Raw genomic sequence first — 13,975 nt, forward strand, 5'->3', positions numbered from 1 at the left:
TCCCATAAAAAAGGCCCGTTTCCGGGCCTCAGATATTTTTCAAAAGACGATTATTTGATCATCTTTTTGTACTTGATGCGTTTCGGCTCTAACGCTTCGGCACCTAAAGTACGTTTTTTGTATTCTTCGTATTCGGTGAAGTTACCTTCGAAGAATTCAACTTTACCTTCATCCTGATAATCGAGGATGTGGGTCGCGATACGGTCGAGGAACCAGCGGTCATGGGAAATGACCATGGCGCAGCCCGGGAATTCCAGCAAGGCGTTTTCCAGTGCGCGCAGGGTTTCGATGTCGAGATCGTTGGTCGGTTCATCGAGCAGCAGCATGTTACCGCCAACCTGCAGCAGTTTTGCCAGATGCAGACGACCGCGCTCACCACCAGACAGCTCACCAACGCGCTTGCCCTGATCAACCCCTTTGAAGTTGAAACGGCCTACGTACGCGCGGCTCGGCATTTCGGTGGTGCCGATACGCATGATGTCCTGACCACCGGACACTTCTTCCCACACGGTTTTACTGTTATCCATTGAGTCACGGAACTGATCAACGGACGCCAGTTTCACAGTGTCGCCCAGCTCAATCGTACCGCTGTTTGCTTCTTCCTGACCGGACATCATGCGGAACAACGTGGATTTACCGGCACCGTTCGGGCCGATGATGCCGACGATGGCGCCTTTCGGTACAGAGAAGGACAAGTCGTCAATCAGAACGCGATCACCGTAAGACTTGCTCAGGTTCTTCACTTCGACGACTTTGTCGCCCAGGCGTGGACCCGGTGGAATGAACAGTTCGTTGGTTTCGTTACGTTTCTGGTACTCGGTGTTGTTCAGCTCTTCGAAGCGAGCCAGACGGGCCTTGCCTTTAGACTGACGGCCTTTCGCGCCCTGACGAACCCATTCCAGCTCTTTCTCAATAGATTTACGACGGGCCGCTTCGGAGGAAGCTTCCTGCGCCAGACGTTCATCTTTTTGTTCCAGCCAGGTGGAATAGTTACCTTCCCACGGAATACCTTCGCCGCGGTCAAGCTCAAGGATCCAGCCAGCCACGTTATCGAGGAAGTAACGGTCGTGGGTAATCGCCACAACGGTTCCTTCGAAATCGTGCAGGAAGCGTTCCAGCCAGGCCACGGATTCAGCATCCAGGTGGTTGGTCGGTTCGTCGAGCAGCAGCATGTCTGGTTTTTCGAGCAGCAGACGGCACAGCGCCACGCGGCGACGTTCACCCCCGGACAGGTTCGCGACTTTTGCATCCCAGTCTGGCAGGCGCAGCGCATCGGCGGCACGTTCCAGCTGGCTGTTCAGGTTATGACCGTCGTGTGCCTGAATGATTTCTTCCAGCTTGCCCTGTTCAGCGGCCAGTTTGTCGAAATCCGCTTCCGGCTCGGCATACAGCGCATAAACTTCATCGAGACGTTTTAACGCGCCAACCACTTCAGAAACGGCTTCTTCCACGGACTCACGCACGGTGTGTTCCATGTTCAGTTGCGGTTCCTGCGGCAGATAACCAATTTTCAGATCAGGCTGCGGGCGTGCTTCGCCTTCGATATCGGTGTCGATACCGGCCATGATGCGCAGAAGGGTGGATTTACCTGAACCGTTCAGACCCAGAACGCCGATTTTGGCACCGGGGAAGAAACTCAGGGAGATGTTCTTAAGAATGTGACGCTTCGGCGGAACAACTTTGCCGAGGCGGTGCATGGAATATACGTATTGAGCCACGTTGTTTTGAGCCTCTTTCTCTGCGGGCCACACGCGTGGGCCGAACCAGTGTGACTGATCCGGCGGGCGCTGTGGCGAATTAAAGCCAGCCCCGCCTGACTGCGGCATGACTGATAAGGGTTCCGACTGCGAAGTTTAGCGTGTTTCAGTCGTGTTCCCAACCATCAGGTTCACAGTAAGGTAAGAATGTTGCTGGCCAGGAGGCGAAGGGGGCAATGATCAGCTGAAAGGAACGGCGAATTCGTCCGGTTCGCTGGTCGGGCGCATAGGCTGAGTCCGGCCTACAAACATACCGGATGTCAGGATATCGGTAAGTTTAACAACATGATAAATCGCCTGTTTATTTTGAGTCTTAACTTTGCGTTTGATATTACCTTTGTGAGAAGCCACGGTTTTCTGTTTGATATTCAGATGCTGAGAAATATTTTGTGTATTCAGCCCCGACATCCACATTTTCAGGATGCTGGATTCCGTCCGGCTCAGGCTGACCGGTGTGAGATCCAGCGGCTGTTCTGCTTCTCCTGAACGCGACAGTTGCAGGTTATGAGCGATTAACTGGTAAATCGTGGTTGTCCGGATGGATTTAGACAAAATAATGATGTTTTTGCGAATGGGCACATAGTTTTGATAATTAAGATTTTCTTTGGAGATAAACACAAAGAAAAGTGTACCCGGATGCGCATCGATCACATCCCGCAGGGCGTGACCCGATTGTGCATCAGACGCAAAGCAGTCTTCATTCACAAAGATGATTTCAGGTGTCAGGGAATTGCATGCAGCTTGCAGTTCGTTGATGTCCTTGAGTGAAAGAATATCTTTCTGTTGTTGTCCGTTAAGTTGCAAGAGTGAATGCAATGCCAGCTGTGTGTAAAAGCACTTATCTACAATGAGCGATGACATCGTAAGTTACCTATTTTTTGGCTCTATGTTTTTCTGCAGGTGCAGAGAGCTCGTTTTTATAAAGGCGACCGGTTTTTCAACTCAGCCGTATTGCGATGGGGCGTATCCCTGGGAAATGCCAGCGGGCGGCAAATATGACTTTGCTGTGTGACGGGAAACCCCTTACGCAGAGTAATAAGGCGCAGAGGGATTGATGTAAATCAGCAGAACCCGCTTTGGGACGTTTTGTGAGATCTTTGAGACAAAATGAGGGCGGTCAGCACTAAAGTTTCAAAAATGTGAAGTTTTTAATATAAAAAACCGGGCTACAGAAAGTCACCCGGCTGAGAGAATTATGGTCAGATTTTCTTGCGAATGAAGCGGTTAACCAGCCATTTTTCGATTTCAACAATCACAAAGATCATCGCACCAACCAGCAGGGTGATGCCCCAGAACTCCAGTGGCATCGGGACGGTGCCAAACAGATGATTCATGACAGGCAGATAAATCAGCGCCAGCTGTAGCAGCAACAGGACGCCGGAAACAATCCAAAGGCCTTTGTTGACGAAGACTTCGCGGCTCAGCGGGAAACGGTCCATCACACGGCAGTTAAACATGTAAACCCACTGCGCGGTGACCAGCGTTTGCAGCAAGACGGTACGAATCAAATCACTGCTGTAGCCGCGGGGTTGCATCCAGGCTTCAAGAATGAAAGCGCTACAGGCAATCAGAATACCGACGAACGCGATACGCCAGACGGCGTGCAGGTCGAGAACGTGCTGACCCGGCGCGCGCGGACGGCGGCGCATCATGCCTTTTTCAGCAGGCTCGAAGGCCAGACCGAATGACAGCGTGGTTGACGTTGCCATATTCATCCACAAAATTTGAACCGGCGTCAGCGGGATCACCGCACCGGCCAGAATCGCCAGGATAATCAACAGCCCCTGTGCGAGGTTCGTCGGCAGAATAAACAGAATGGTTTTCTTCAGGTTGTCGTAAACACGACGACCTTCTTTCACCGCGCTGGCGATGGTCGCGAAGTTATCGTCCGTCAGGACCATATCCGCCGCTTCTTTGGTGACTTCGGTACCTTTGATGCCCATCGCGATGCCGACGTCAGCCTGTTTCAGCGCAGGCGCATCGTTCACGCCGTCGCCGGTCATGCCGACCACTTCGCCGTTTTCCTGCAACGCTTTTACCAGGCGCAGTTTATGCTCCGGGCTGGTACGGGCGAAAATATCGTACTGGCTGGCAGCGACCGCCAGTTCGGCGTCGTCCATATGCTCAAGCTCGTTGCCGGTGATGGAATCCCCGCTGTTACCAATGCCGAGCATTTTACCGATGGCCATCGCGGTTTCCTGATGGTCACCGGTGATCATTTTTACGCGGATCCCCGCCTGCTGGCATTGCGCGATAGCATCAATGGCTTCCGGACGCGGCGGATCCATCATGCCGGCGATACCGGCAAAGACCAGACCTTGCTGCAAATCGTCATGGCTCAGGTCGCCGTCGATTTCCGGCTCATCCTTAAACGCGGCGGCAACCATACGCAGGCCCTGGCGGGCATAGCGTGCCATCTCTTCTTCCCAGTATTCACGGCGGAAAGGTTGCACACCGTTTTCTGTCAGCTCAGATGCAGCCAGGGAGAACAGGACGTCTGGCGCGCCGGTCACAAAGAGCTGCGTTTTGCCGTTAATGCGTTGCAACGTAGACATGTATTTGTGTTTGGAATCGAACGGGATTTTATCCAGAGATTCGACTTTACCGGTGTTGCGCGTGCATTTCGCCGCCAGCACTTTCAGCGCGCCGGAGGTCGGCCCGCCGGTAATGCCCCAATGGCCTTTGTCGTCCTGAATCAGCTGGCTGTCGTTACACAAATCGACCGCTGTGATGAAGGTGTTCAGCACCGGCGTATTGATGACATCAATTTGTTGCTGCGTCGTGGCGTCCACAATCCGGCCTTTCGGCTGGTAGCTTTCACCTTCCACGTTATAAGCGCGGTCTGCCAGAATCACCGCCTTAACGGTCATTTCATTCATGGTCAGCGTGCCGGTTTTATCCGAGCAGATGACGGTCATTGAGCCCAGCGTTTCGACGGTCGGCAGCTTACGAATAATCGCGTGATTACGCGCCATCGACTGAACGCCAAGGGACAGAATAATCGAGATGATGGCCGGTAAGCCTTCCGGTACGGAGGCCACGGCGAGGCTTATCAGCGACAGCAACAGCTCGCCGAGCGGCATGTCGCGCAGGATAAAGGCGAAGACAAACAGGAACGCCATCATCAGCAAAATCAGGGCAAAAATGCCTTTACCCAGCTTGTCGATTTGCTGCAACAGCGGGGTGCGCTGCGGTTCAATCGACGACATCATCTGGTTGATATGGCCCAGTTCGGTGTCTTTACCGGTGGCATATACTACGCCAGTGGCCGTGCCGCCGCTGATCATGGTGCCCGAGAACAGCAGGTTGTGACGGTCGCCTATCATGACTTCATCGTCGATAGTGCGGGCGGTTTTGGTGACGACGGTAGACTCGCCGGTCAGAATGGCTTCTTCAACCTGCAGATTGTGTGCGCTGACGATACGCAGATCTGCCGGGATTTTATCGCCCGGACGCAGCTGAACGATATCGCCGGGCACCAGCTGGTCGGCATTGATGGTCTGAATCTGCCCGTCGCGGATCACAACCGCCTGGCTGGAAAGCATATTCTGAATGCTTTTCAGCGATTTCTCGGCGCTGTTTTCTTGCAGAAAACCGATCATGGCGTTAATGACGGCAACGCCGAGGATCACCAGCGTGTCTACCCAATGCCCCATCGCGCCGGTGACGACCGCTGCCGCCAGCAGGATGTAAATCAGGACGTCATTGAAATGCGCGAGGAAGCGCATCAGGGCGCTTTTGGTTTGTTTTTCCGGTAAGGCATTCGGGCCAAATTCTTTCAGGCGCTCAGCAGCAACCTGCTGGCTCAGGCCGGCTTCGCTGGTTTCCAGGCGTGACATGGCGTCGTTACTACTAATCTGATACCAGTTTTTGTTTTCTGCCGCCGCTGAAGAAGAGGGGCTGGCATTGGTTTTGACAGATGATGAGGAGTGAGTCATATACTTTTCCATAAGCGATGAATAAGAATGTTTGCACGTGATTAAATTAATCGTGTAATTACTACGGGTATTCAAATCGGTTTGAGAATATGACGTGATAATAATTAATTACGCAAAAATAAAATTGATCTGAACCAATAAAGGCTTTCATAACGTTATTGGTAATAAAATTAATCAATTAAAACATTATGTTAATTGAATTAGGAATATAGGTATTATTCGTGCTTCATTTAGGTTTTGTTTAGGTTTAAATATCAGGGTAAATTAGCGTAAATAAAGATAAGTTTTGTCAGTGCATTTATTCAGGTTGTCATTGTAAGGGCGCTATCTATTTTTTGTCTGAAATATCCGATTTGTATCGCGGTAACAATATAACCATTTTCGCTTATTCTTCTGCTACGTTGTGTTACGTAAAATAAGCGCGCGGTTCTCTGGTAACGGCTTTGTGCATGCCTCACACTGTGTAAAATTTGTGATGCTGTTCCTGCATGACTTCAATTTTAAAAATGAATCGATTAGCGTAGTGGCTGTCTACAGAACGAAGAACAGTTCTTACATTAAAAACAGCACGTCTGTAGGGCAATATCTGTGCTGCTGGCACAGCAGGAAAGACAACCCGTGAGGATAAAGGCAAGTATGGTCAAGGTGGACAAATGGCATGCTCTGGCAATGAGCGTATTGCTGGTGACAGCATCGGGCGTGGCGAAAGCGGATTCGCTTGATTCGCAACGTCAGCACTATATGCAGATTAAACAGGCGTGGGATAACAATCAGATGGATGTCGTTGGCCAGCTGATGCCGACGCTCGAAGACTATCCTCTTTATCCTTATCTCGAATACCGCCAGTTGACGCAGGATCTGGGCGAGGCGACGCCAGCTCAGGTAAATGCCTTTGTGAAAGCGAATCCGACGTTGCCGCCTGCGCGTTCCCTGCCTGCACGTTTTGTGAATGAACTGGCACGTCGCCAGGACTGGAACAGTTTGCTGTCTTTCAGCCCGCAGCCTCCAAAACCGGTGGCTGCCCGCTGTAACTATTACTATGCCAAATGGGCCACAGGCGACCAGAAAACCGCGTTTGATGGCGCGAAAGATATCTGGTTAACCGGCACGTCGCTGCCGAACACCTGCGATAAATTATTCACCGTCTGGCAGGGCGCGGACAATCCGACTGCACTGACGACGCTGCAGCGCATTGGCCTGGCGATGAAAGCCGGGAACACCAGCCTGGTGAGTTATCTGGCGAAGCAGTTGCCGCCGGATTATCAGACGATGCGTGACGCACTGGTCGATCTGCAAAACAACCCGAATACGATTGAAAGCTTTGCGCGCAACGTCGGGCCGACCGATTTCACCCGTAACGCTACCAGCATTACATTCGCCCGCATTGCCCGCGATGACTCGGAAAACGCGCGTTCGATGATCCCGGTTCTGGCGCGTTTGCAGAAGATGAGTGACAGCGATCGTCTGGAACTGGAAGAAGCCGTTGCCTGGCGTTATATGGGCAGTGATGCCACACCGGAACAGGCCGCATGGCGCGATAATGTGATTCTGCGCAGCCATTCCACCACGCTGATTGAGCGCCGGGTTCGTATGGCGCTGGCAGCCGGTGACCGTCAGGGGCTGAGCCAGTGGCTGGAGCGCTTGCCACCGGATGCCTTACAGCAGGACGAATGGCAATACTGGCGTGCGTCAGTGATGATCGATAAAGGGCAGCGCTCGCAGGGCGAAGCGATGCTGCGCACATTAATGCAGGGCCGCGGTTTCTACCCGATGGCGGCAGCGCAAAAGCTGAATGTCGTGTATCCGATGCAGATTTCTGTCGCGACTAAACCGGACGCCAGCATTGCGTCATTGCCGGAAGTGGCGCGCGTTCGGGAACTGATGTACTGGCAGATGGATAATCTGGCGCGTACCGAGTGGAGTTATCTGGTGAGCAGCCGCAGCACGGCGCAACAATCCGCGCTGGCGCGTTATGCCTTCGAGCAGAAATGGCCGGATCTCAGCGTACAGGCGACCATCACCGGTAAGCTTTGGGATTACCTCGAAGAACGTTTCCCGCTGGCGTGGCCGGATGAATTCCGCCGCGCGACCAATGACAAGGGCATCACCCAAAGCTATGCAATGGCGATTGCCCGTCAGGAAAGCGCCTGGAACCCGAAAGCCCGTTCTCCGGTGGGGGCGGCTGGCCTGATGCAGGTCATGCCTGCGACGGCGCAGCATACGGTAGATATGTTCGGTTTACAGGGCTACAGCAATCCGGCACAACTGCTGGATCCGCAAATGAACATCACCATCGGCACCAGTTATCTGGAATATGTCTACCAGATGTTTGGCCGCAACCGTATTTTATCCAGCGCCGCCTATAACGCCGGTCCGTCGCGGGTGAATACCTGGCTGGGGACCAGCGCGGGCAGGGTGGATTCCGTGGCGTTCATCGAGAGTATCCCTTTCTCTGAAACACGTCGATATGTTAAAAATGTGTTGGCATATGATGCATTTTATCGCTATTTTTTACATCAACCCGCCAAAGTTTTGACGGATGCCGAATGGCAGAGGCGTTACTGATTTTCGGGCGTTTATGTTAAGCTGCTGTACTAGTTCAATAGTATGGCAGCCTTCTCATGACCCAACGAACACTCAGTGACCCTGCTCTTTCCCAACAAGGCAATGAGGACTGGCAGTGCTTTCTGGCACTGCTACAGCAATCTTTTGCTGAAAATCTGCATCAGGATTTGCTGCAACTGCTTCTTACGCCCGACGAACGTGCGGCGCTGGGAACGCGGGTGCGCATAATTCAGGAACTGATGCGCGGAGAGATGAGCCAGCGTGAGCTGAAGAGCCAGTTGGGAGCCGGTATCGCGACGATTACCCGGGGTTCTAACGGCCTGAAAACGGCGCCGGCAGAACTGAAAGAGTGGCTGGGTGAGCAGCTGTTGACGAATAAAACGGACGGCTAGCGCGCCCGTTTAATCTGGTAAATTAGTGCGTCTGCGCGCGGGTTTGATACACCGAATTATGAAAAGGGGCTAAAGCCAGGATCAGTGCCTGATGATAAACACTGGTACGGGTCAGTTTCCCTGCTGTAAAGACCCCGATGGCTCCCCCTTTGCGCTTCACTTCCGTGATGCCGGTCAGTTTTTCCATCTCATCTCCCAGTTCGCTGCCCTGGTTAATTCCCTGTAAAATAATTTCAGGTAACATCAGGCTTGCTGAACGGGATTCACCACGCTGGTGCATGTTCTCAATCACCATCCAGGCGAAGGTCATATTATCTTCGATACCCGCCTCCACGCCGACCCAGAAGTCGGCTTCGGGGCGAACCTGCCGCGCACCGATAACACGATGACGTGCGCCGGTCCGGGTCTCATTACTGCCGATGGGTTGATTGGGAACACCACTGTCGACATCAACGCCTTCGATGCGGAATGCCTCAGCGCCAAAAATATCTTCAAAAGCCATGGCGATAGCTTTGATCTTTGCCGGGTTAGTGGTTGCAGCGACAACATGGTACATAGAGTTTTAGCATCCTTTAGCAAATTTCACGCAGTATAACGGAAAACACTCATGTTACAGGTATATCTCGTCCGTCATGGCGAAACAGAATGGAACGCCGCACGCCGTATTCAGGGGCAGTCAGACAGCCCGCTGACGAGCAAAGGGCTTTATCAGGCCCGGCAGGTTGCTGAGCGCGTGCGTAATGAAGGGATCACTCACGTTATCACCAGCGATTTAGGACGTACCCGCCATACGGCGCAGATTATCGCTGATGCCTGCGGGTGTGAAGTGATCAATGAGCCTCGCCTGCGCGAATTGCATATGGGCGTACTGGAAGAACGTATTCTTGATGGCCTGACGGAGCAGGAAGAAATCTGGCGTAAGCAGATGGTGGATGGTTCACCACAAGGGCGTATCCCCGAAGGTGAAACCATGACGGAACTGGCTGCGCGTATGCGTGCCGCGCTCGACAGTTGCCTGAATTTGCCTGCGGGCAGCAGACCTCTGCTGGTCAGCCACGGCATTGCACTGGGCTGTCTTATCAGCACGATCCTGGGATTACCGGCCTATGCAGAACGTCGCCTTCGTTTGCGTAACTGTTCGCTGTCGCGTGTCGATCATCAGCAAAGCGCCTGGCTGGCGAATGGCTGGATTGTTGAAACCGCGGGCGATGTATCACATCTGGATCTGCCCGCGTTAGACGAGTTGCAGCGCTAAGCCTGGGAGCTTAGCGGCGGATTGGGATCAGGTAATCACACTGTATTTCTGATGGCGTAGTGCCGGGTGCACGGCCATTAGTATAAAAGCGTTCGATGTCCTGTCCCTTTCTGCGGGTCAGTTTCAACGTCGGCAGGCAGGTGCTGTACAACGTCAGAATGAACTCCTGCAAGTGCTCAGGTGTGCCGTTGTAGTGGAACATGGCGTATTCGCCGTGTTGCAAAACAATGGGTTGCCCCTCAACGTTTTCTGGCAAATGCTGGGCTTCAAGCGCCGTGGTGTACAATACTTCCTGTTCGTCATCTTTTTCCTGGCTTGGACGCGAATGGTGCAGGCCATAAAGAATCGGTGGCAGCGTTTTCGCTTCGCCAATGTACTGACGCCAGAAATGGCGCCGCATTTCATTACGGTACGTGGTGATTTGTTCCAGCGTGCAGGCATAGCTTTGCGTCATTCCGACCAGATGTTGTTCCGGCAGGGAGATATACTCCGGCTGCGGCAGAATAAAGGCACCCAGGCGGATTGGCGGGCAAATACCGAAAGAGTGCCAGTCTTCAGCACGACGATACAGTGCGGGGGTTTGTGCGAACTGTTTTTTGAAAGCCCGGGTAAACGTCTGCTGAGAGTCAAAACGATACTGAAGGGCGATATCTAAAATGGGGCGACTGGTGAGGCGCAAAGCGACAGCTGCTTTAGAAAGGCGGCGGGCGCGAATATAGGCACCAATAGCGTTATTAGTGACATCTTTAAACATGCGCTGCAGGTGCCACTTGGAATAGCCAGCCTTGGCCGCGACATTGTCGAGTGACAAGGGCTGGTCTAAATGGGTTTCTAACCAGCTAAGAAGGTCACGAATGATTCCTGCTTGATCCATAGATCGTCCTCGTTGAACTAAGATAGATGCACAGAATGATGGGCGGCATAATAGCAACTTTTTCCCGATAAGACTTCCTAAGAATTTTTTGGCTATCTGTGCTATTTACAGGTGTTACAGAGTATTTCATTCCGAAAGTGTGAATACACACCTTCCTGATAGGGTTTCTTTAGAAAACAACGTCATGCTTATGACGTGGAGTAACTTAATGAATAAATGTTGGATTTTTGTTTTTGGGATGTTTGCCTTTTGTTCCTCGACGGCATTTGCCGAGCAGGTTGGATCAGTGGATACCGTCTTTAAGTTGTTGGGCCCGGACCATAAAATTGTGGTTGAGGCTTTTGATGATCCTGATATTAAAAATGTAACGTGTTATATCAGCCGTGCAAAAACCGGGGGCATTAAGGGCGGTTTGGGTCTGGCGGAAGATACTTCTGATGCCGCAATTTCCTGCCAGCAGGTGGGTCCGATTGATTTGAGCGACAAGATCAAGCAGGGGAAGGACAAAGGGACGGTGGTTTTCCAGAAACGTACATCGCTGGTGTTTAAAAAGCTCCAGGTCGTTCGTTTTTATGACGCGAACCGTAACGCACTTATCTATCTGAGTTATTCCGACAAAGTCGTCGATGGCTCACCGAAAAATGCGCTGAGCGCTGTGCCCATTATCCCGTGGGCACATACAGCGCCTTGAACCTTGAAATTCGTGCAAAACAAAAGGCCAGCTTTCGCTGGCCTTTGACGTGTTATCACATCGACTACAGAGCGGTTGGCAACCTTCTGTATTAGTCTTCCAGGTCACCACAGAAGCGGTAACCTTCGCCGTGAATTGTGGCAATGATTTCCGGAGTATCCGCTGTTGCTTCGAAGTGTTTACGAATGCGACGGATAGTGACGTCGACAGTGCGGTCATGGGGTTTCAGTTCGCGGCCAGTCATTTTCTTCAGCAGGTCGCCACGGGTTTGGATTTTGCCCGGATTCTCGCAGAAGTGCAGCATGGCGCGAAATTCACTGCGCGGCAATTTGTACTGCTCACCCTGCGGGCTGATCAGTGAACGGCTGTTGATATCCAGTTCCCAACCATTGAATTTGTAACTTTCAACCAGACGACGTTCTTCACCCGTTGTGCCCAGATTCATCGTACGGGACAACAGATTGCGTGCGCGGATAGTCAGCTCGCGTGGATTGAAAGGCTTCGTGATGTAATCATCAGCGCCGATTTCCAGACCCAAAATTTTATCAACTTCGTTGTCGCGGCCGGTCAGGAACATCAGAGCAACGCTGGCTTGTTCGCGTAATTCGCGTGCCAGCAGCAGGCCGTTTTTGCCTGGCAGGTTGATATCCATGATAACCAGATTGATGTCATTTTCGGACAGAATATGGTGCATTTCAGCGCCATCATTGGCTTCATGTACCATGTAGCCTTCTGCTTCAAAAATGCTCTTTAACGTATTACGTGTCACTAACTCGTCTTCGACGATCAGAATGTGAGGGGTCTGCATGATTGCTACCTAAGATTGCCAACAAATAGAAAATAGGAGTACAGAAGTCCTTGTTATCCCAATGAATTTTGATGCCTTATTGGCCATCTCACTCGTTACATGACTAAAGTACGTAAACGCGTTCTCGATGCAATTTCCATCAACGGCAACAACATCGCAAGCTCGGTCAGGGATTCCACTTTCTGCAGTTCCACGGGGTCCTAAAGCGGCGCATATCCTAACCCTATTAACAGCAATATAACAGCGAGTGCCGAAATTACCACTCAACAAAATTACGGTTTGTTGACATATATCAAGTTCAATTGTAGCACGGTAACAGAACAGTGAAAAACACTTACAAGAATGCACGCTTAAGTCACATTTCGGCCTTTATTGTACACGATTCAGCAATTCATTAAGCAATGAAAGATAAATGCAAAATCCGCATGCATTGTTATTATTTATACATATGAAAAATATGGATAAATTTTTATTTTAAGTTGGCTTAAGTGTGCCAGCAGCTTTTTTAACTATCGGGTAAGCTTTTCCGATAAAATGAGAGAATATATTGAGCCGACTGTTAAGTTCTTGTGAAGAATATACGCGATGAATAGTTTTGAAATCGGATAAAATTTCATCGCTGAAAAACAGGCGGTAATTCCATTTACTCTTTGCCGAGGCGCGACATGCAACTTCATATTATTTTAGTCTCTCCGGCCCGCCCGGAAAATGTCGGGGCGGCAGCCCGTGCAATGAAAACGATGGGCTTCGCATCATTACGCATCGTTGACAGCGAGGCGCACCGCAAGCCAGAAGCCGGCTGGGTTGCGCACGGTTCGCAAGAGATCCTGCAAAATGCGTTGCATTTCAATACGCTGGCTGAAGCGCTGGCTGACATCGATTTTACCGTTGCCACGACCGCACGCAGCCGGGCACGCTTCCACTATTACTGCACACCCCAGGAACTACAGGTGCAGCTTGAAGAGAAAAGCGACTGGATCAATCACGCTGCACTGGTGTTTGGGCGCGAAGATTCCGGCCTGACCAATGAAGAGCTGGAACTTGCCGATGTTCTCACCGGTGTTCCGATGGTGGCGGATTATCCGTCGCTGAATCTGGGTCAGGCGGTGATGGTTTTTTGTTATCAGCTGTCTGCGCTCAATCAGGTGACGTCGGCTAAAGCGGAAAATGCGCAGGAAGGGCAGTTGTCTGCGCTGCGTGGCAGAGTGGATCGTTTGCTGGAAAACGTCGGTGCCGGAGACGACCAGAAACTGTCTGACTGGCTGCACCAGCGGCTGGGTCTTTTGCAGCAACGCGATGCTGCCATGCTGCATACCCTACTGCATGACATCGAAAAAAAGCTGACCCAATGATCTGATGTGAATGCCTGCTTTAATGGTGTGATCTTCGGTATGAAGGACACGGACCTGCGGATAATACTGGAGCTGCTTTTAAATGCAGTTCATTATTCATTTAGTAAAGCCCGTGATTAACCGGACAAAAACAGAAAAAAATTGACTTATTGTGCCTTATGCTTTAGCTAATAGAGGCAGACAGAGTACAAACCTAAAGACAGACAGAAAATAAAAATGCGAATCATCAGCCTGAACACAACAATTATTACCACCACCGATACCACAGGTAACGGGGCGGGCTGACGCGTACAGGAAAAAAGAAAAAAGCCCGCACCTAAACAGTGCGGGCTTTTTTTTTACA

At 51.4% G+C, this 13,975-nt stretch carries 12 protein-coding genes and 1 other annotated feature; of the genes, 6 read left to right on the plus strand and 6 right to left on the minus strand.

The window, feature by feature from the left end:
• Positions 1 to 50: 50 nt before the first annotated feature.
• The 3 genes from ettA to CWS43_RS01475 form a co-directional block, all read right to left on the minus strand.
• Positions 51 to 1,718 (minus strand): energy-dependent translational throttle protein EttA, encoded by a 1,668-nt coding sequence (gene ettA / locus CWS43_RS01465; RefSeq protein WP_101075767.1) that lies wholly within the window; start codon positions 1,716 to 1,718, stop codon positions 51 to 53.
• Positions 1,719 to 1,937: 219 nt separating this feature from the next.
• Positions 1,938 to 2,618 (minus strand): transcriptional regulator RcsA, encoded by a 681-nt coding sequence (rcsA, locus tag CWS43_RS01470; protein WP_101075093.1) that lies wholly within the window; start codon positions 2,616 to 2,618, stop codon positions 1,938 to 1,940.
• Between the two features lie 338 nt (positions 2,619 to 2,956).
• Positions 2,957 to 5,695, minus strand: a complete 2,739-nt coding sequence (locus CWS43_RS01475) for a cation-transporting P-type ATPase (protein WP_101075094.1) — start codon at positions 5,693 to 5,695, stop codon at positions 2,957 to 2,959.
• A 645-nt stretch (positions 5,696 to 6,340) separates the two neighbouring features.
• Between CWS43_RS01475 and sltY the strand changes: the two genes are divergently transcribed.
• Together sltY and trpR are read left to right on the plus strand one after the other, a co-directional pair.
• Entirely contained in the window at positions 6,341 to 8,260 is a 1,920-nt protein-coding gene (gene sltY, locus CWS43_RS01480; protein ID WP_198555770.1) for a murein transglycosylase, read from the plus strand.
• Positions 8,261 to 8,316: 56 nt separating this feature from the next.
• Positions 8,317 to 8,652: a trp operon repressor gene (gene trpR / locus CWS43_RS01485; protein ID WP_101075096.1), complete on the plus strand. Its 336-nt coding sequence runs from the start codon at positions 8,317 to 8,319 to the stop codon at positions 8,650 to 8,652.
• Between the two features lie 22 nt (positions 8,653 to 8,674).
• On the opposite strand, the gene yjjX is transcribed toward trpR, so the two are convergent.
• Complete coding sequence (gene yjjX, locus CWS43_RS01490; RefSeq protein WP_101075097.1) at positions 8,675 to 9,208, minus strand: inosine/xanthosine triphosphatase; 534 nt, start codon at positions 9,206 to 9,208, stop codon at positions 8,675 to 8,677.
• Positions 9,209 to 9,259: 51 nt separating this feature from the next.
• On the opposite strand from yjjX, the gene gpmB reads away from it, so the two are divergent.
• Positions 9,260 to 9,907: a 2,3-diphosphoglycerate-dependent phosphoglycerate mutase GpmB gene (gene gpmB / locus CWS43_RS01495; RefSeq protein ID WP_101075098.1), complete on the plus strand. Its 648-nt coding sequence runs from the start codon at positions 9,260 to 9,262 to the stop codon at positions 9,905 to 9,907.
• A 10-nt stretch (positions 9,908 to 9,917) separates the two neighbouring features.
• Here the strand turns inward: gpmB and robA are convergent, their stop codons facing one another.
• Positions 9,918 to 10,781 (minus strand): MDR efflux pump AcrAB transcriptional activator RobA, encoded by an 864-nt coding sequence (gene robA / locus CWS43_RS01500; RefSeq protein WP_101075099.1) that lies wholly within the window; start codon positions 10,779 to 10,781, stop codon positions 9,918 to 9,920.
• A 208-nt stretch (positions 10,782 to 10,989) separates the two neighbouring features.
• Here robA and creA point away from each other — a divergent pair, with 208 nt between their 5' ends.
• Entirely contained in the window at positions 10,990 to 11,472 is a 483-nt protein-coding gene (gene creA / locus CWS43_RS01505; RefSeq protein ID WP_101075100.1) for a protein CreA, read from the plus strand.
• A 91-nt stretch (positions 11,473 to 11,563) separates the two neighbouring features.
• Here the strand turns inward: creA and arcA are convergent, their stop codons facing one another.
• The gene (arcA, locus tag CWS43_RS01510) at positions 11,564 to 12,280 is read right to left on the minus strand and encodes a two-component system response regulator ArcA (RefSeq protein WP_101075101.1); all 717 of its coding nucleotides are present in this window, start codon (positions 12,278 to 12,280) and stop codon (positions 11,564 to 11,566) included.
• A 665-nt stretch (positions 12,281 to 12,945) separates the two neighbouring features.
• On the opposite strand from arcA, the gene CWS43_RS01515 reads away from it, so the two are divergent.
• Both CWS43_RS01515 and thrL read left to right on the plus strand, forming a co-directional pair.
• Positions 12,946 to 13,632, plus strand: coding sequence for a tRNA/rRNA methyltransferase (locus CWS43_RS01515; protein WP_101075102.1), 687 nt, complete (start codon positions 12,946 to 12,948; stop codon positions 13,630 to 13,632).
• Between the two features lie 216 nt (positions 13,633 to 13,848).
• Positions 13,849 to 13,917, plus strand: a complete 69-nt coding sequence (gene thrL / locus CWS43_RS01520; protein ID WP_071823645.1) for a thr operon leader peptide — start codon at positions 13,849 to 13,851, stop codon at positions 13,915 to 13,917.
• Positions 13,856 to 13,972: a sequence feature (Thr leader region), on the plus strand. Its footprint overlaps the gene before it by 62 nt.
• Positions 13,973 to 13,975: the final 3 nt, after the last annotated feature.

The organism is Rahnella sp. AA, assembly GCF_002834385.1.
Taxonomy (GTDB): Bacteria; Pseudomonadota; Gammaproteobacteria; order Enterobacterales; family Enterobacteriaceae; genus Rahnella.

Excerpts from the sequence above, each read along its gene's own strand:
- yjjX (WP_101075097.1), bottom strand. The coding sequence starts at position 9,208 with ATGTACCATGTTGTCGCTGCAACCACTAACCCGGCAAAGATCAAAGCT.
- robA (WP_101075099.1), bottom strand. The coding sequence starts at position 10,781 with ATGGATCAAGCAGGAATCATTCGTGACCTTCTTAGCTGGTTAGAAACC.
- CWS43_RS01475 (WP_101075094.1), bottom strand. The coding sequence starts at position 5,695 with ATGACTCACTCCTCATCATCTGTCAAAACCAATGCCAGCCCCTCTTCT.
- rcsA (WP_101075093.1), bottom strand. The coding sequence starts at position 2,618 with ATGTCATCGCTCATTGTAGATAAGTGCTTTTACACACAGCTGGCATTG.
- gpmB (WP_101075098.1), top strand. The coding sequence starts at position 9,260 with ATGTTACAGGTATATCTCGTCCGTCATGGCGAAACAGAATGGAACGCC.
- CWS43_RS01515 (WP_101075102.1), top strand. The coding sequence starts at position 12,946 with ATGCAACTTCATATTATTTTAGTCTCTCCGGCCCGCCCGGAAAATGTC.
- trpR (WP_101075096.1), top strand. The coding sequence starts at position 8,317 with ATGACCCAACGAACACTCAGTGACCCTGCTCTTTCCCAACAAGGCAAT.
- arcA (WP_101075101.1), bottom strand. The coding sequence starts at position 12,280 with ATGCAGACCCCTCACATTCTGATCGTCGAAGACGAGTTAGTGACACGT.
- creA (WP_101075100.1), top strand. The coding sequence starts at position 10,990 with ATGAATAAATGTTGGATTTTTGTTTTTGGGATGTTTGCCTTTTGTTCC.